This window comes from Paenibacillus campi (genome assembly GCF_034659835.1).
GTDB lineage: Bacteria > Bacillota > Bacilli > Paenibacillales > Paenibacillaceae > Saccharibacillus > Saccharibacillus campi.
The window spans coordinates 135,066-153,087 of record NZ_JAXSQZ010000004.1 but is presented as its reverse complement, the minus strand read 5'-3'; the positions used below and the strand labels follow the sequence as shown (position 1 = coordinate 153,087).

The 18,022-nt window shown below is 48.0% G+C and carries 13 protein-coding genes; 4 read left to right on the top strand and 9 right to left on the bottom strand.

Annotation, left to right across the window (positions count from 1 at the left end; all coding sequences use genetic code 11):
* Positions 1 to 65 precede the first annotated feature (65 nt).
* From U1I11_RS11730 to U1I11_RS11720, 3 genes are all read right to left on the bottom strand, one after another.
* Positions 66 to 599, bottom strand: a complete 534-nt coding sequence (locus tag U1I11_RS11730; protein WP_322906318.1) for a GNAT family N-acetyltransferase — start codon at positions 597 to 599, stop codon at positions 66 to 68.
* Between the two features lie 140 nt (positions 600 to 739).
* Entirely contained in the window at positions 740 to 1,699 is a 960-nt protein-coding gene (locus tag U1I11_RS11725; RefSeq protein WP_322906317.1) for a nucleoside hydrolase, read from the bottom strand.
* 615 nt (positions 1,700 to 2,314) lie between these two features.
* The gene (locus U1I11_RS11720; RefSeq protein ID WP_322906316.1) at positions 2,315 to 3,217 is read right to left on the bottom strand and encodes a diacylglycerol/lipid kinase family protein; all 903 of its coding nucleotides are present in this window, start codon (positions 3,215 to 3,217) and stop codon (positions 2,315 to 2,317) included.
* Between the two features lie 508 nt (positions 3,218 to 3,725).
* Here U1I11_RS11720 and U1I11_RS11715 point away from each other — a divergent pair.
* Positions 3,726 to 4,592 carry a YitT family protein gene (locus U1I11_RS11715; protein ID WP_322906315.1) on the top strand — a complete coding sequence of 289 codons (867 nt, stop codon included), beginning with the start codon at positions 3,726 to 3,728 and terminating at the stop codon, positions 4,590 to 4,592.
* Positions 4,593 to 4,782: 190 nt separating this feature from the next.
* Here the strand turns inward: U1I11_RS11715 and U1I11_RS11710 are convergent, their stop codons facing one another.
* From U1I11_RS11710 to U1I11_RS11700, 3 genes are read right to left on the bottom strand one after another with little or no spacing between them, the layout of a single operon-like run.
* A complete protein-coding gene (locus U1I11_RS11710; protein WP_322906314.1) occupies positions 4,783 to 6,834 on the bottom strand; it encodes an ABC transporter ATP-binding protein in 2,052 nt (683 codons plus the stop codon).
* Positions 6,831 to 8,633 (bottom strand): ABC transporter ATP-binding protein, encoded by a 1,803-nt coding sequence (locus U1I11_RS11705; RefSeq protein WP_322906313.1) that lies wholly within the window; start codon positions 8,631 to 8,633, stop codon positions 6,831 to 6,833. Before U1I11_RS11705 ends, U1I11_RS11710 begins: the two co-directional genes overlap by 4 nt.
* Positions 8,626 to 9,129: a MarR family winged helix-turn-helix transcriptional regulator gene (locus U1I11_RS11700; protein ID WP_322906312.1), complete on the bottom strand. Its 504-nt coding sequence runs from the start codon at positions 9,127 to 9,129 to the stop codon at positions 8,626 to 8,628. Before U1I11_RS11700 ends, U1I11_RS11705 begins: the two co-directional genes overlap by 8 nt.
* Positions 9,130 to 9,510: 381 nt before the next feature.
* Between U1I11_RS11700 and U1I11_RS11695 the strand changes: the two genes are divergently transcribed.
* Positions 9,511 to 12,123 carry an S-layer homology domain-containing protein gene (locus U1I11_RS11695; RefSeq protein ID WP_322906311.1) on the top strand — a complete coding sequence of 871 codons (2,613 nt, stop codon included), beginning with the start codon at positions 9,511 to 9,513 and terminating at the stop codon, positions 12,121 to 12,123.
* 303 nt (positions 12,124 to 12,426) lie between these two features.
* Here U1I11_RS11695 and U1I11_RS11690 read toward each other — a convergent pair whose 3' ends face one another.
* From U1I11_RS11690 to cidR, 3 genes are all read right to left on the bottom strand, one after another.
* Positions 12,427 to 12,840, bottom strand: a complete 414-nt coding sequence (locus tag U1I11_RS11690; protein WP_322906310.1) for a DnaJ family domain-containing protein — start codon at positions 12,838 to 12,840, stop codon at positions 12,427 to 12,429.
* Between the two features lie 234 nt (positions 12,841 to 13,074).
* Positions 13,075 to 15,357, bottom strand: a complete 2,283-nt coding sequence (locus tag U1I11_RS11685) for an ATP-dependent DNA helicase (protein WP_322906309.1) — start codon at positions 15,355 to 15,357, stop codon at positions 13,075 to 13,077.
* Positions 15,358 to 15,507: 150 nt separating this feature from the next.
* Positions 15,508 to 16,392 carry a cidABC operon transcriptional activator CidR gene (gene cidR, locus U1I11_RS11680; RefSeq protein ID WP_322906308.1) on the bottom strand — a complete coding sequence of 295 codons (885 nt, stop codon included), beginning with the start codon at positions 16,390 to 16,392 and terminating at the stop codon, positions 15,508 to 15,510.
* Positions 16,393 to 16,627: 235 nt separating this feature from the next.
* Between cidR and U1I11_RS11675 the strand changes: the two genes are divergently transcribed.
* Both U1I11_RS11675 and U1I11_RS11670 read left to right on the top strand, forming a co-directional pair.
* Entirely contained in the window at positions 16,628 to 16,999 is a 372-nt protein-coding gene (locus tag U1I11_RS11675; RefSeq protein WP_322906307.1) for a CidA/LrgA family protein, read from the top strand.
* Positions 16,996 to 17,676 (top strand): LrgB family protein, encoded by a 681-nt coding sequence (locus U1I11_RS11670; protein ID WP_322906306.1) that lies wholly within the window; start codon positions 16,996 to 16,998, stop codon positions 17,674 to 17,676. The genes U1I11_RS11675 and U1I11_RS11670 overlap by 4 nt, the downstream gene beginning before the upstream one ends.
* Positions 17,677 to 18,022: the final 346 nt, after the last annotated feature.

Sequence of the window (18,022 nt, the reverse complement as noted above, 5' to 3'; positions counted from 1 at the left end):
GAACATGAATGTAAGTACCTATATTGTTATGTAAAAGGCAGACCTTTCATCGGAGGGTTTGCCTTTTACATATGCAGTTGATAGCGGATGAGTTGCTCATTTACATGCATATTCGCTTCCTCATCTGATCTGCCTACTTCTTTAAATCCTATTTTCTCAAGCATTTTCCGCGAGCGAATATTCGTTTCCACGGTTTCTGCATAAAAAGTAGTGACCCCTAATTTGCTCACCCCATACTGTATTGTACATAGAGCAGCACAATAACCGATGCCATTGCCCCATAACTTCCTTTCCCCAATCGCAATACCTAGTTCAGCCGTGTTGCTGTTCAAATTAGCTAAATCGGTATAACCGATTAAGTCCCCATTCCACTCTATACCTAATCTCACAAAATCATCACTTCCTTGAAACACACATTGTAACCACCAGTTATATAGTTGTTCTGAACTTTGGTATAATGCCCATCCATTAGCCAAACAAAACATAGTATCCCTGCTCCAATTCCATACCAACTCAAAATCCTGTATCGTCAACGGTCTTAACTTGATCTTATCTAAATCTTTATGATTGTCGATGCCATCTGTTTTTTTCAACTTCATCGCCTGCCCCATAATAGGATATGCATTTTACTATTCTATAAAAAATTATATTTTTGTATCCAAAATAACGATAAAACACCTTCAAAGCAGCCCGATCCGGCAAGCGGATGAGTTGCTATAAAGGTGTTTGTATTTTTTGCTTAATATCGCGCCGGTGCCGCCTTTTTCGCCAATTCGATCATATAATCGGCAAATGCTTGCGGATCGGTATCGTAGACGAGGTTGACTGGACGACCGTCTGCCTGTTTGATCGTTCTGCCCTGGGACTTACCGTCAGGGATAACGATGCAGTTGATCGTCTTTTGGCTAACGAGTTCCGGTTTGCCGATCGACAATGTGGTCAGTACGTCCCAGAAATAATAAGTGGAGTTATTTTCCATATGCACAAGCGGTGGGCAGCAAGCGTAACAGTTGCCGAGGAAATCGACACCTTCGTAACGGCGTTCAGACGCCCAGCGTTTACGAATGTTCAGATCAAGCGGAACTTTGATCGTACTTTCCAGCGCTACCAGATCGATCTCGATCCCACTTTGCCAGACGCGATGCGCCGCTTCCGGGTCCCAAAATACATTCCATTCTGCGCTACCATCATGCTCAGGCTCATCCACATTACCACGCTCAAAGCCGCCGCCCATCCAGACGAGCTTTTCGATCTTGGCTTCGATCTCTGGCGCTTCATCCAGCGCACGCGCCAGATCGGTTAGTGGGCCGGTGAATAGCAGTGTCGTTTTGCCTTCGGTTGCCAGCAGCTGGCGGATCATATGGCGATGCGCTGGCAGTTCGGACAGCGGCGCTTCCATCGTGCCCGATTCATTCAAAATCGGTAGCGCATCCACATAAAACGTATGCATACGCCATGCCGGTGGGAACGGATTTTTGCCGCGCGAATTGGATTTTGCCGTTTCTGGTGCTGCGTTTCCATGACCGAAACGGTCGATAATTTTGCGGCTCGCATCGGCGCCTGGCTCCAAATAACCGTCTGCCGGAATGACCGACACACCGGTCAACTGCACATTGTCCATTTGCAATAGCATAAACAGAGATACCAGATCATCAACACCGGCATCATGGTTAAAATATACGGATTTCATCTGTGACATATCGTTTGACTCCCCCAATGTATAAGCTTAATCAGACTGTGACCAATGTACATACGAATAAACGGTTAGCAATAGCCGCTCTACCGCTCGGCACAGCCCATGCATGTCCATCTTCTATTATGAGGGAAGCCGAAACGATGTTCCACAGTCATTTATTGGAAACAGCAATAGCGGCGTCCGATTCAGCTTGCTCAATTTATACGCCTGACAAGCGCAATCCAGCGCTTGAGCGTATCGGCTACACTGCCAGGCACTTCGATTAGCAGAGCGACCCGACAATCAACCTCCGTGGCAAAGCAATCAAAGCATTTCAATCCACGCTCCCGCACAGAGAGCAGCTTGTTCTAGATACATTTATTATGTGTACATCTCATCATCGCTTGATCGTCAATGCGCTCGGATACGTTCGAATTTAATTTTTATTTGAGACAGCCTAAGAGCGACCGTTCGGCACTGATCCTCGGATACCTCTGTTACGTATTTCAATCCACACGGTATTTCAATCCATACGCACGATAGTACTCATTTTCGATAAAGGAATAACCCAATCCCGCAGCAGCCATTTGCCAGATCATCCGCTGGCGAACATTAGCTCCATACGTACACTGCGTGCACTCACCCTCCGCTTCCGTCTCCGACTAGAAACGTCAGCTTGCTCGGCAATACGCCAAGCTGTGCCGGTGTCTGCAAATAAATTTCACCATCCGTATCGGCAGGCATCGGCTTCTCGGTGCGCAGTTCCAGCCGTGTCGTACGGATATAGTCGATCGTGCTGTTCTCCTCCGGCTTCCAGTTTTCCGGTGATTTGCGACTGAGTAGCTCGCGCAGCAGCGGCAAACCCGCCTCACGAATAACAAGCACATCGAGCAGTCCATCCTGTAACGACTCATCGGGAAATGGTAGCGGATTCGTACCGAGAAAACGTCCATTTGCCGCATAGATCATCACCGCCTCACCGGACAGCACCCCTTCATCATGCTCAAGTTCAAACGTAAACGGCTGCGCAGTGCGCACCGTCTGCAATGTGCTCAAAAAATAACCGAGCTTGCCAAATGCCCCTTTAATGTCGGCATTAATATTTTGCGACGTTTCCGAGATCAAACCGATCCCATAGAAATTCGTAAAAAAATGACCGTTTGCCGTTCCGATATCAAGCATGCGTGTACGCCGCTCGTTGAGCACCTCGGCAGCACGCGCTAACTGTTGCGGCATGCCAAGTGCGCGTGAGAAGTCATTGCATGTGCCGCCAGGCAACACGCCGATCATCGGCGGACGCTCCAAGTCAGCAAGTCCATTAATACATTCATGCACCGTACCATCACCGCCCAAAATGTACAGCACATCCACCTGTTCGCCATATTGACGACAGATTTTTTTCGCTTCGCCTGGCTCGCTCGTCCGGCGAACGATCAGTTCGGGCAGCTCTGCCGATAATATGCCCAGTACTGTACCGATTTGCGCTGTATCGACTGAACCGGCGTTGCCGTTATAGATGATCATGCCTGTTTTAAACATCATTTCCCCTCCATTTGCCTGTTAAAATGAACTGTTAAGCAATGATACAAATCAAATTTTTTTTATGATTTTACGATATTGGCGTATATTTAAGTTGCCTTGTTGCGATATAATGTTAATTGTTCGGGAAATTTGCCTTTTTTGCAAAAAATCGCAACAATTTTAAGCTTTTTTGGGTTTGCGTATGTTTTTTATGTTATAATTTAGATAGGTAGATTATCATTATTAATTTAAGATAAACGTTTGTTGAATAGTTCGATACAGCCGCTTACCGGTTCAGCATATTAGGTGACGAGACACTGTTCATACTAGTCATCAGGCACGTCTGCTGACTGTGATCTCTCCGCAACACCGGTCCGTACTCCTGTTTGCTTGTCCTTCCGTCATCGGGTCGCACGACTATTGATCATTTACCCATGTCATGTCCGGCAACAGGGAGCCGGAGCTTATGCAGCGCTTATGGAATTAATCAACAATCCTGCCCAAATTATTCTGGAAAAGAGGATTGTGCATGCCAAGAACACACCGAAAAATGAGCCTCAGTCAATTGCTCGCGAAGTTTGTCTTCATCACGACAGGCGCCGTCCTAATGGCGGTCGCACTGGAAATCTTTCTAATCCCCAACAGCGTAATCGACGGTGGGATCACCGGTATTTCGATCATCCTGTCCCAGCTTAGTTCCGTTCAGCTCGGTATCTTTATCTTTGTGATCAACGTTCCGTTCCTCATTATCGGCTACAAACAAATCGGGAAAACATTTGCCGTCTCAACTTTATACGGCATTACCGTCATGTCGGCAATGACCGCTTATTTGCACCATGTACCCGCACTGACCGATGACAAAATGCTCGCCAGTATGTTTGGCGGTGTCATTCTCGGTTTCGGAATCGGTTTGGTCATCCGTTTTGGTGGCTCGCTGGACGGTACAGAAATCGTTGCCATTTTGCTTGCCAAAAAGTTTCATATGCCGGTCGGACAGATCGTTATGATTATTAACGTGTTTATCTTTACCGCTGCCGGATTCGTATTCGGCTGGGACTCAGCGATGTTCTCGATCTTCACCTACTATATCGCTGCCAAAGTAATGGATATCGTCGTCGAAGGTTTGGAAGAATCCAAATCGGTTACGATTATCTCGCAGGAATATGATGAAATTTCGCAGGCGATTATGGATCGTCTCGGTCGCAGCACTACCTTTATGTATGCCAAAGGCGGCTATTCCGGCGAAGATACGCAAATGATCTATTGCGTCGTCAGCCGTCTGGAACTTGCCAAGCTGCGCACGATCGTCAACGATATTGACCCATCCGCTTTCCTCGCGGTTGAACATGTAAGCGAAGTGATCGGCGGTAATTTTGAGAAGAAAAATATTCACTAAGCATCACGGCATGACCGAACAAGTTTATACGTAACATGCCTTATTACACATAACCCAATAATGGGTTGATCTGATACACAAAAAGAAGCTTTTTCTCCAGCAGGGGAAAAGCTTCTTTTTGTGTAATATTCGTATCATGATAGAAACTACTGTCGTTTGGCATATTTATAACATACAAGCGGAACGCTGTTCACCCTACCGCCTCATCGGAAAATTGACTGTTATACAAATCCGCATAAAATCCATTCCGTTCCAGCAACTGTTCATGTGTCCCCTGCTCAATCACTTCGCCATGATTCATCACGAGGATCAGATCAGCGCCACGGATCGTCGATAAACGGTGCGCGATGACAAAGCTCGTGCGATCACGCATCAGCTCATTCATCGCCTGCTGAATCAGCACTTCGGTACGCGTATCAACACTGCTCGTCGCTTCGTCCAAAATCAAAATCGACGGATCGGCAAGAATAGCGCGTGCGATCGTCAGCAATTGCTTTTGCCCTTGCGAAATGTTAGACGCTTCTTCATTCAGCACCGTATCATAACCGTCCGGCAATGTACGGATAAAATGATCCGCCCGCGCCGCTTCAGCAGCTTGCACAATCTGCTGTTCAGTCGCACCTTCGCGTCCATAGGCGATATTGTCGCGAATCGTACCGCCAAACAGCCATGTATCTTGCAGCACCATCCCGAACAAACTGCGCAGCTCACCGCGTGGCAGCTCGGTAATATCGCGCCCATCGATGCGGATCGTACCTCCATTTAGCTCATAAAAGCGCATTAGCAAATTGATCAGTGTCGTTTTGCCCGCCCCAGTCGGCCCGACGATCGCTACCGTCTGTCCGGCATGCACGTCGATATTCATATCGTTTATGAGCAATTGCTCTGGCTTGTAACCAAATTGCACATGCTCAAATGATACATCTCCACGCACCCGAATTGGAGTTGAAGCCGCATTTTGCCCGCTGCCTTGCCCAGTAGAAACGGTATCGTGCTGTGTGCCCATCGCTGTGCTAATAACGCTACCATCCCCACCAGCATTGGGCTGAGATACGACAGTCGCTTGCTGCCCAGCAGCCGTTTCAGCAGGCGTCAGAGCAGATTGTCCTGGCGCCACAACCGCGCCTAGTGCCGTAGCGCTCGTCCCACTCCATGCAGGTCGGTCTTCCTCTTGCTCATCCAGCACTTCAAATACCCGCTCTGCCGATGCGATCGCTGACTGAATAATATTCGAGATATTGGCAAGCTGTGTGATCGGCTGTGAAAATTGACGGGCATATTGGATAAACGCCTGAATGCCGCCGATACCGATACTGCCGCGTGTGACCATAATGCCGCCGACTACACAGATGAGCACATAACCGATATTGCTCACAAAGTTCATGAGCGGCATAATCGTACCGGAAATGAATTGCGCACGCCAGCCGGAATGGTACAGCTGTTCATTCAATTCATCAAATGTGTGCAGTGCCGCTTGCTCGCGCCCGAATGCTTTGACGATCTGATGCCCGGTATACATTTCCTCCACATGACCGTTCAATTTGCCGAGCGATGCCTGTTGTCCGGCAAAATGCTTTTGTGAACGGCGCGCCACAAAGATCGTTACGATCAGACTAAGCGGAATCGTCAGCACCGTAATGAGCGTCAACAGTGGGCTAAGTGTGAGCATCATAATAATTACACCAACAAGTGTCACCGCAGACGTAATCATCTGCGTCAAACTTTGCTGCAATGTTGTACTAATATTGTCCACATCATTCGTCACCCGACTTAGCACCTCACCATGACTGTGGCGATCATAATAGCTAAGCGGCAGCCGGGTCAGTTTTTGCTTAATCTCACGGCGCATTTCATAGACCGTATTTTGCGTCACCGCTGCCATCCAATATTGTTGAATGTACGAAAATAATGCACTGAACACATACAACCCGCCCAATATACCGAGCAGCTCAAAAATATAATCGAAACGGATCGCGCGCCCGCCGCTCACACTGTTAAACAGCTCATCCGTCGCCATCCCCAGCACACGCGGTGCAATGATTGAAAACAGCGTACTGAGCAGCGCAGCGACGACAACGCCGCTTAATTGCATACGATACGGACGCAAATAACGCAATAAACGAACGAGTGTCACTTTGAAATTTTTCGGTTTTTCGCCAGGCAATGTTAGACCTGGTGGGCCTCCCATCGGGCCACCGCCAGGCGGACGTCCAGAGGGTCTGCGATTCGTATGCTCACTCATGCGCTCTCCTCCTCCGAAAGCTGAGACGATACGATCTCACGATACACATCACAGCTTTGCATCAATTCATCGTGTGTGCCGATGCCGGCGATCTCGCCTTCGTCCAGCACAATAATCTGATCGGCATCACGCACAGTGCTCACACGCTGAGCAACCATCAGCACGGTCGAATCAACCGTTTCCTGCTGTAACGCCGCCCGCAACCGTGCATCGGTCTTAAAGTCAAGCGCCGAAAAGCTATCATCAAAAATGTACAGTTCCGGCTGACGCACAAGTGCGCGCGCAATCGACAAGCGCTGCTTTTGCCCGCCCGATACGTTGGCACCGCCTTGCGCGATTTCCGATTCATACCTATCCGGCATTCGCATAATAAACTCATCCGCTTGTGCGATCCGAGCTGCATGCACAATCTGCTCCTGTGTCGCATCGGCTTTGCCATAACGGATATTGTCCGCCACCGTTCCGGTAAACAGCAACGCTTGTTGTGGCACATAGCCGACTTGTGCGCGCAGTTGCTCCTGTGTCAGCTCACGCACATCATGCCCATTCATCCGAATTGCGCCAGCGCTCACATCGTAAAAACGCGGAATCAGATTGACGAGCGTCGACTTGCCCGACCCGGTGCCGCCAATCATCGCCGTCACCTCACCACGACGTGCCTGAAACGAAATCCGTTTCAACGCAGGCTGCTCTGCCCCTGGATAATAAAACTCCACTTCATCAAATTCCAGCACGACATCACGCGCTGCACGATATGCCGGATGATCTGTATTGCCGTCCAGCACATTTTCACCTGCCAAATGTACAGCAACACCAGCTGTCCCAGCAGATTGCGATAGCACCGGATCAACGATATCCGGCTGCATATCCAGCACCTCGTTCACACGTGCCGCCGATGCGGAAGCGCGTGGAATCATAATAAAGATCATCGACAACATGAGAAAAGAAAACAAAATCTGGGTCGCATACTGCACAAATGCCATCAAATCGCCCACCTGCATATGCCCATAACTAATCTGAAAGCTACCAAAACCAACGATACAAATGATCGATACGTCCAAAATTAACATCATCATCGGCATCATCAGCGCCATCAGCTTATTGACCCGAATCGCCGTATCCGCCAAATCGCGGCTCGCTCCGTCAAACCGTACATTTTCATACCGATCACGATTAAAGGCACGAATAACCCGAATCCCGGTCAAATTTTCGCGAATGACTCGATTGAGCCGATCCAGCTTTGTTTGCTGAACTTTGAAAAGTGGAAACCCTTGCCGTCCAATCAGCCAGATCGTCAGCCCCAGCACCGGAATGACTACAATAAAAATCAGCGATAGCTGCGCTTGCTTCGATACCGCCATAATAATGCCACCCAGCATCATCAGCGGTGCCATCAGCATCATCCGCAGCAGCATCGTCAGCACCTGCTGTAGCTGTGTAATATCATTCGTCGTGCGTGTAATGAGCGATGCTGTGCCGATCCGATCAAATTCCTGTAGCGAAAAATGCTCTACATGCGCAAATACACGGCTACGCAAATCGCGCCCAAAGCCAAGCGCCACCCGTGCGGAAAAATAGCTTGCTGCAATCGAACAGACCATACCGAGCGCTGCAAACAGCAGCATATACGAACCGATGCGCCAAATGTATGGCGTATTGCCATGAGCGATACCTGTGTCCACAATATCCGCCATCAATGTCGGCAAAAACAGCTCTGACATCGTTTGCAAAAAAGTCAGCAACAGAATAAAAACTGCGACCCCATAATAAGGCCGCAGTTGACGGAGCATCCTAATCATATTGACAGTCCCCTTTGTGGGTCGGCTCCAGCGGTTCAAACACGCGTTCTTCAAAATATTCAAATACCCGTCCAAGCAACTGTGCCAGCTTGCGGCTATCTTCTTCTCCCAAATAATCGACCAGCCCCTCAAAGGAGCTTTTGAACACGGATAGTGACTGATCCATAATCGATTCACCTTTATCCGTTAACGTTACACGAACAGCACGGCGATCGCTCGGGTCCATATTGCGCTCGACCAAGCCTTCATTTTCCATACCTTTGATCAATTGAGTGACAGTGGGAGACGTTACACGAAGCATACGGCTAAGCTCGGAAACTTGTACGCCACAACTTTTGCAATCTTCCTGATTGCCGATACAGATTAGCGCCATAATCTCGCTTGGCTTATAACCAGCTACAGGCTTTTGCCGCCAATCCGCTTTGCGGAACAAACGGAACGCTCGCAGCAGCTCCTCGCCCGTCGGCGAGATTCCTTCAAATTTTACATCTTCCACATTTCTCACCCCGAAGTTTAGTCACGTTTTTGTATAAGCCAACAATTACTTAGCATTACTATTTATTAGGTTATCTAATTTTATAACTTGAAGTAATTCTTTGTCAATCATTATCTATTATAATACCACTACTTTTACGTATTTTAAGCCTAATCTAATAAATTAAGACGTTTCAGTTTGTATATTCTGATTTCTATACATTTTAATTTGTTACTGGCTCATTAAATTGTTAATTTTTTGTTAACAAACGTATTTTTTTATACTTTTTAACATTTTTTCACCTTAAAAATGTTAAAAATTTCTTTTTATTTACGATAACTATATATAGAGAATTTGCCAATCGGCATAAAGCTTGTCCAGATCAAAGGAGGTCAATTTAATATGAAAACAAGCAAGCTGCGTTCGCATCGGCGGCTGTCCGTCAAAACTGGCGTCTGCGGCTGGCTCGCCATTCTGTTATTGCTACCGTCTGCTCCGATTCATGCTGCAACAGTAGCTGGGCGCCATGAACAGGTAAGTCAGGATACGTATCTTGGCGGACAATATATGGAGCTAGGAATTGCAGACAGCGGTACACTCGGTACATCCAGCGCAAGTCCGGGTGGCTTTCATCCCGGTGCATTGCGTAAAAGTATAGGCTTGAACACCGATCATGATGGGTACGATCACGGTCAAGAAATGAACGGTGGCGATTATATTTTGCCAGGCAGTCCTTCTGAAGGCTTTATCGTCGGCTACAAACATAGCCCGTCAGCTATTAGTCCCCGAAGCTTTATCAATGAACAGCAAAACGGCAGTGTCGATATTCCCGGCACGACACAGGATATATCCACCGATACGCTGCTTGCCGCCCGCACAGTCGGCAAAACACGCGACCAAGCCCTCGGCATCAATCAAATCATCTCCTTCAAACCAGGCGACTCCTTCTATAAAACAACGATCACACTCACCAATCCAAGCGTGACCGATTCCGTATACGATGTCCATTATATGCGTTTCCTTGATCCCGATATGGATGCCGATCTGAATAATGATAACAGCACGATCAACTGGGTTCCTTCCAATCCACCTGCAGATTCCGATGCGATTGCAATCGCAATGGGTAGTGCCAGCGATCATGTGTTTATGTATGTAGCTAGTGATCCGCGTGCGCAAGCATCGGTTGGATTTAGCCGCGATCCGTATAGCGCACCAGCTTTCCAGACGGATGGAGCGAAGCGGATCGATGCAAAGCTTGCCGATGATTGGCTGACGCTGACCTTTAATGCGGGTACGCTGAAACCAGGCGCATCAACCGAGCTTGTATTTTACAGCAGTGTGAATCCGAATCTGAATGCTGCACTTGCCGCCATTCATGCCGATTATCAGACCGTGCCGGAACAAATTCCGACCGAGCTGGCATTGTCCGGCGATGAGCTAACTTGGGATATGAAGCCAGGCGCAAACGTCGGTATACTGACGGCGACAAGCGCTAACCCGGATGATCGTTTTATTTATAGCCTTGTCTCCGGTGAAGGTAGCGAAGGCAACAGCTATTTTGAGATCGAAAATAATCGCCTCGTTACCGCCGCTTCACTCGTACGTGGCGTATCCAGCTATCCGGTACGAATCCGTGTCACTGGCCCACAAGGCGGCACATTGGAAAAAACATTTATCATCCATGCGCATGCACCGGAAAGCAGCACCGAGCTGACTGCACTGACGATCGATAATAGCTCACTACAACCGGGATTTAAACGTGATGTGATGACCTATCATGCGAGTCTAAACGCCGATGCCAAAGCGATTACCGTACAAGCAAGTGTATACGATCCGGATGCTACACTGTCCGTGAACGGCATCACCGTAACCGATGTCGTATATAGCACCAACAGCTTACGTTATACCGCTCCATTAACCGATGAGTTGACCGAGCTCGCCTTACAAGTTACCGCACCGAGCGGTCAAAGCAAAACGTATACGGTTCAGGTCATTCCAGCAAGCTTGCAAGCGGAGTCGCAACAGCCATCCGCACCGATTGTTGACCAAACAGAGCCAGAATCAAGCACAGAAAAATCAACAGCAACCGTACCGACAGATTTGGAGCAGCCTGCCGCACTGGATCACAATTACAGTGCAAATACGGCAATCGATCCAAACCTATCCACTACACCGACGATCGACACGTATATGCCACTGCCACCAGCGCTTACGATCACATTCCCATTCCTGCCTGAGCTGCCTGTTGAGCCAATGACCAACATTCCGGTGTTAATCAGCGGCGGTAGCGGAAGCAATGGTGCCGGCGCATCCCGACTGGATGACATAATAACGAATGGCGGAACGACTAGTGCAGCGATTACCGACTCCACCGCAGCACCAACGACAACTACCGTTCCAGCTACAAAAGCGAATAAAAAGGATACCGTATCACGCAGTAACACTAGCGCCACCATTACAGGCAACGGTTATATTCAAGGCTATCCAAACGGCACATTCCGTCCTGAGCAAAAAGTTACCCGTGCCGAGCTTGCCATGATGCTCGATCGATTGATCGGCAGCCAGAATCGTACAGCCGGCATCGACTTCAAAGATATCCCTGCTTCGTACTGGGCAGCTTCCGGCATTGAATGGGTCGGACAACAAGGCTGGATGCAAGGATACCCGGACGGCACATTCCAGCCAGGACAAGCGCTAACTCGCGCTGAACTTGCTTCCCTGTTATCGCGTTGGCAGGAACTGGACAGCATGGACACAGCCACAACTACCACTGCCGATGTACAACATAACTGGGCAGCTGCGGATATTAACAAAGTGATCGCCGCTGGACTGATGAAAGGCTTCCCGGACGGCAACTTTTATCCGAACGAGCCGGTCACCCGTGCCGAGATCGTTACCGTATTGAATCGAATCCAAACGAACGCTGCGTCCGCATCCACCAGCACTGCAAGCAACTGGAAAGATGTAACACCGCAACACTGGGCGTACGCGGCAATTAGCAACGCTTCGCAATAAATAACGGAAATGAATCAAATCCCCTGACCGTACACGATAAGCAGCGCTTAATGAGCGCTTGACTGCCGGATACGATAAGGGGATTTTTTATACTATATTATCGATGAGCATGCCGATTTCAAAATAGTAGTTTTATGCTGTTGTTTGTTACAGTACTAGTGAACATCGCTCATTTTCAAACTTAATGCAGGTGAGCTTGAGCCGTAAGTAGGTTAAAACTAGTTGGGACGAATTGGCACTTCGAAATGGTCGTGTTGCATCAGACTGCATCCATCTTGAATCGCAGCGTACCCATTGTCCCGTCTACTCCCACTGCTCGTACTTGCTGCTAATATTATTTGCCGACACAAACCCTTTTTGCAACAATGGGCTGGGCACGCTGCGATTGTACTTTTTAATCTGCTCATTCAGCTCATCAAACTGGGCTGCCCAATCGTCTTTGCTCACATCAGCCGCATTATTATCCAGCTGTTCGATCAGATGCTTCATATTCGCACGAATCTGCTTTTGCAGTTCCAACCAAGGTGGCAAATAGTTGGCGGTTTTCAGCACACTGTTCAACACATCACCATCTGGAACATGGAGCGGTTTGCCTGCTCCTTTTACATTTTCCATGCCGCCATTGGCTACAAAATCATTAAAAATATCATCCAGATGATTGGCAGAACCGAGCTTTTTCGGTGTTGGCTGTACGGATGGTTTATCGTTATGATCCAAACTGTATCTCCACCTTTCATAGCGCAATAGATGAATATAGCGCCTGTCGTCTAACACACACGCATACCGTATTTTTCTAAACAAACCGAGCAGAATCCTGCCGCCACATAAATTTTTCAACTAACTATGATCAATGGGAGTTTTAAAGCGGATTCAAGCGCTACAATGCAGCCATGCCAACACAGCACACTATAAAATTAAACTATAACGCGGTCAAAACGATCACCGGTACACCTAATCCTTCCACTCCGCCGGTAATAACTGGGCATACGGATTTTGCAAAAAGCGATCATCGACCAGCATTAGCAAACCATGATCCTGCTCGGTGCGAATCAAACGCCCGCCCGCTTGCAACACTTTGTTCATGCCTGGATACACATATGCATAATTGTAGCCGCTATGCCCTGCCCTGCTAAAATGCTCACGAATCAGCTCACGCTCCGGCCCAATCTGCGGCAAACCAACACCGACGATAATCACGCCGGTCAAACGGTCGCCTGCCAAATCAACACCTTCGCTAAAAATACCACCTAACACCGCAAAACCAGTCAATGTACGCTCATGATCCGGGCGAAATGCTGCCAGAAAACGATCCCGTTCTTCCTCCGCCATACTCGATTGCTGAACGAGTATATCCGTATCAGGTGCCAACGCTTCAAATGCTGCCAGCACATCATGCATATACTGATACGATGGAAAAAAAGCTAGATAATTGCCACCACGCTCATTTACCAACCTTGCCAGCAGTTCTGCCAGCTCTTGACGTGTGCGCTCCCGATCGCGATAACGCGTCGATAACGGTACAATGCGCACTTCAAGCTGTTCTTTAGAAAAAGGCGACGGAATCGAAATATTATAATCTTCTTCCGCTGCCCCCAGCATATCGCGGTAATAACGAATCGGTGACAATGTAGCCGAAAAATGAATCACCGAGCGATAGCCTTTTGCCATCTGCCGCAACTGTAACGACGGATCGATACAAAACATACGCAGCAACACCTCGCTGCCGTCCTGCTCCACATACGTAATATGACTTGCCAGATCATACAAGCGCCCGATCCGCAAAAATGCCTGTACCGCAAAATACGTTTCCAGCAATTGCTCCGTATCGCCGCTGTCTCCCTGTTCCAGCAACGTCGTCTCCGCCCGAATCGTAAATTCTTCCAACAACTTAAAAATATCTTCCGGCGCCTCACTACGACTAATTGTCTGCTGCTCGCCCATCTGTTTGCGTAACCTTATAAAATACGCATTGATCGCACCCGCCATTTTGGACAGTGGCTCTGAACTGTGCTGATAATCGCGTTTGAGATCGAGAAATGCCGACTTGCTCAGCTGTGCCGAAAACATGCTCCGTCCGCGATCAACCAAATTATGTGCCTCATCCACGAGCAATACCGTGCTTTTACGCTGATCATCGGTCATCCGTTTAAGCGACACACGCGGATCAAACACATAGTTGTAGTCACAAATAACCGCATCCGACGCATACGAAGCGTCCAATGACAGCTCAAACGGACAAACGGTATGCTTTTGCGCATAACGCTCGATTACGTCGCGGTTCATTATCGTTTCATGAGTCAACATATCGAGCATCGCTTCATTAATTCGGTCGTAATATCCATTCGTATAGACACAGTTTTCCCGCCCACTGCCACCTTCCGCTGTACAAAAGCATACTTTATCTTTGGCGGTAATCGTCACCCCATGCAAATGCAACCCGTTTTGCTGCATACGCTGTAACGCATCCTCAGCGTTAGCACGGGTCACCGTTTTGGCGGTAATGTACATCAATCGTTCAGCCCGTTCATTGCCGATACTTTTAATGGCGGGAAATAAAGTCGAGATCGTTTTGCCTGTGCCGGTCGGTGCTTCAGCGAACAGATTCACTTTCTCTCCGATCGTTTTGTACACCGCCCCGGCAAATTGCCGCTGTCCGGAGCGATAACCGGCAAACGGAAACGGTAGCCCTTCGATGCTGTCATTACGCCGCCGCCGATGCTGTGCCAGCATTTCGGCATAGGGCGCATACCGCTCCAGCGTATCGAGCGCAAACTCCTGCAACTGTTGCCGAGTGCGAATACGCTCCAGCTTCGTCTCTTTGCCACTGCTTTTGTGAACATACGTAAGCTGAATGCGCACTTGTTCCAGTTCGCGCTGCTCGGCAACAATATGCCCATACATTTGCGCCTGTGCCCAATGCACCTCACGCCCGTCGCCAATATCTTCCGCCGTAATCGATGTCGACTTAATCTCATCGATCGTAAGCAGACCGGATTCGTCCGTCCACAAACCGTCACAACGCCCTTCAATTCGGAACAGCAGTTCACGCAGCGGGATTTCAATGCGCAAATGAACTTCCTTTTCGCCTGCCTCTCCATAACCTTCCTGCACTTGTTTATGGATGCGTGTACCTTCCTGCATCGTTTGCGCTACCCGAAAGCCTGATTCAATGCTGCCTGTCCGGTACACATACTCCACTAGCGGTCTGACCGGAATATCGATAATCGTTGTCATAATTTCTACCGCCCTTCTTTCAGTATCACTGTCCGTATCCGTTCATTATATCGATCATAACCGCTGTAATCACAGCACAGACACCAATGCCTGGTGGAACATACCGAGCAGATCGCATCACACTCCGTCATTCACGTTTTCATGCCCGCCCTACTTCTGCATCTGCTCGCGTGTAAACCGTAACCACTCACGCGCCGCAAACGATAAATACCGTTCACGATGCCAGATCATACCGAGCTGCCACGGAATCGCTGGTTGCATGTCTGGCACGATATGCAGCTTATGCTGATTGATCTGCCTACAAATCGTCTCCGGCAATAGCGCGATGCCTAGCCCGGCGCTCACCATCTCGCTAATCAAATCCCATTGCGAACTTTCATAAATGATTTTCGGTTGAAAGCCAGCGCGAATACACGCATCGATAATTCGTCCATGCAGCGTAAAATCTTCACGAAAAATAATAAACGAATCTTCCGCCAGCTCAATCAATTCCGCCTGCTGCCGCCCAGCAAGGTGATGCGTAACCGGTACGAGCAAATTCAGTTTTTCCTCTTGAAAAGAAAAATATTCCAGCACATGATCCGTTACCGGCAGCACCGTCACCCCGATATCAAGCGCGCCACTAACGACATCATGTTCCACCTTTTTGCCGCCATCTTCAAATAGCTGAATCGTCACATTCGGATAGAGCTGATGAAACTTGCCAATAATACGTGGAAAAAAGCGCGACCCGATCATCGGCGGCAAGCCAATCCGCAAATGTCCACTTTTCAAATTACGCAAATCGTCAAGCTGTGAAGACAGACTCTGAAACGACTTCACAATATTTTGCGCCTGCTGCTCAATCACACGCCCAGCATCCGTCAATTCAATCGTACGCCCCACCCGATGAAACAACGCTGCTCCCAGTTCTTCCTCTAGCGCACGAATCGTTTTGCTAATCGTCGGCTGCGTAATAAACAACGCCTCCGCCGCCCGCGTAAAACTCCTTAACCGCACAACTTCCATAAAATACTGCAAATGCCGTATATCCACCTCAATCGCCCCTCCTCTCCAACTCATAACCAAATGGAATACATTTCATGCCATATATGAATTTTACCCATGAAAGAAACAGCTGTAAACTTTTCATATCAGCTACAACAATCTTCATTTTAGTACAGCTGTCGCTTGGATTCATGACTGCAATAGGCAGACTGCTACAACCCCCAACCGTCTGGGCAAGCGACTTCACCATACATCAACTCTACAAGAAAGAAGGATACTGTTCATGAAAAATATAGGGAAAGGCATACTCCAGGTCGCACTGTTGATGGGTTTCTCCGAGCTGTTAAATCTGCTGGTGAGCTGGCTTCATCTGCCTGTTCCCGGCAGTATTATCGGGATTGCGATTCTGTTTATTTTACTGCAATCCGGCATCATTAAGCTGGAATGGATCGAAATCGGAGCCAGCTGGTTACTAGCAGAGCTATTATTGTTTTTTATCCCATCTGCTGTTGGCGTGATGAACTATATTCCGATGCTGGAGCAAGACGGTGTGCGCATTATGGTCATCGTCATTTGCAGTACGATTCTCGTTATGGCTAGTTCCGGTTTGCTGGCAGCTATCCTGTCCAAACGAAAGGAGCGTCATCCATCATGAATTCGATTATTTTCCTGCTGGCGACATTAATTATCTATGCAGGCGCCAAAAAATTGTATCGACGCTTCCCGCACGTTTATCTGTCTCCACTGCTAACGACACCGCTCGTGCTCGTCATCGTGCTGTTAATGATGAAAATTCCGTACAGTCACTACAATGCAGGCGGTCATCTGCTGTCCTTGCTGCTACAACCGGCAACGATCGCCTTTGCCGTGCCATTATACAAAAATTTGCACACACTCAAAAAACACGCCAGTGCGATTATCGTAAGCGTACTATGCGGCTCACTCGTCGCTGTCAGCACTTCGGCACTGTTTGCGAAGCTGCTGCATCTTGATCATCATTTGATGGGCAGCATTATTCCGCGTTCGATTACCACCCCGATTGCAATGAATGTATCGCAGGCGATCGGCGGTGTGCCAACGATTACAGCCATATTTGTCATCATTACCGGGCTGATCGGCAGTATGATCGGGCCGTATATCGTCAAATGGTTCCGGATTGAAAGCGAGGTTGCACGCGGTATTTTGTTTGGCACTGCTGCTCACGGTACTGGAACATCTAAAGCATTTGAGCTAAGTTCACTCACCGGAACGATCTCTAGCATTTCGATGATTTTGTCCGCTTTATTTACACTCGCTACAACACCGATTCTTGCGCTTATGATGCTGCCCTAAATGGGCAGCTTTTTTATGACTGTATAAATAACCCTCAACATACATAAACAATGCTATTACATCCTTTTGATACCTATCATAAATACATAACTTTATACGTATATATGAATAAATATTAGTTTGATTAAATTTCCGATTGTATAAATTGCTTATAATTTAATCGTAATTTCTATTATTATGTCCTTTCAGTTGTTCCGACAACAATAAGCATTACACTACTTCAACCATTATTATCCAACCGTGATTAACGTATATATTCGGACATTTTCCAATATTTTTATTCAATCCCATTCGCAAAAGATGAATTTTATACTGAAATTGTTGTATATTTATATAAGAGCAGCCT

Bases quoted from the DNA above. Each gene is read 5' to 3' on its own strand.
- U1I11_RS11730 (WP_322906318.1), bottom strand. From the start codon at position 599: ATGAAGTTGAAAAAAACAGATGGCATCGACAATCATAAAGATTTAGAT.
- U1I11_RS11725 (WP_322906317.1), bottom strand. From the start codon at position 1,699: ATGTCACAGATGAAATCCGTATATTTTAACCATGATGCCGGTGTTGAT.
- U1I11_RS11720 (WP_322906316.1), bottom strand. From the start codon at position 3,217: ATGATGTTTAAAACAGGCATGATCATCTATAACGGCAACGCCGGTTCA.
- U1I11_RS11715 (WP_322906315.1), top strand. From the start codon at position 3,726: ATGCCAAGAACACACCGAAAAATGAGCCTCAGTCAATTGCTCGCGAAG.
- U1I11_RS11710 (WP_322906314.1), bottom strand. From the start codon at position 6,834: ATGAGTGAGCATACGAATCGCAGACCCTCTGGACGTCCGCCTGGCGGT.
- U1I11_RS11705 (WP_322906313.1), bottom strand. From the start codon at position 8,633: ATGATTAGGATGCTCCGTCAACTGCGGCCTTATTATGGGGTCGCAGTT.
- U1I11_RS11695 (WP_322906311.1), top strand. From the start codon at position 9,511: ATGAAAACAAGCAAGCTGCGTTCGCATCGGCGGCTGTCCGTCAAAACT.
- U1I11_RS11685 (WP_322906309.1), bottom strand. From the start codon at position 15,357: ATGACAACGATTATCGATATTCCGGTCAGACCGCTAGTGGAGTATGTG.
- U1I11_RS11675 (WP_322906307.1), top strand. From the start codon at position 16,628: ATGAAAAATATAGGGAAAGGCATACTCCAGGTCGCACTGTTGATGGGT.
- U1I11_RS11670 (WP_322906306.1), top strand. From the start codon at position 16,996: ATGAATTCGATTATTTTCCTGCTGGCGACATTAATTATCTATGCAGGC.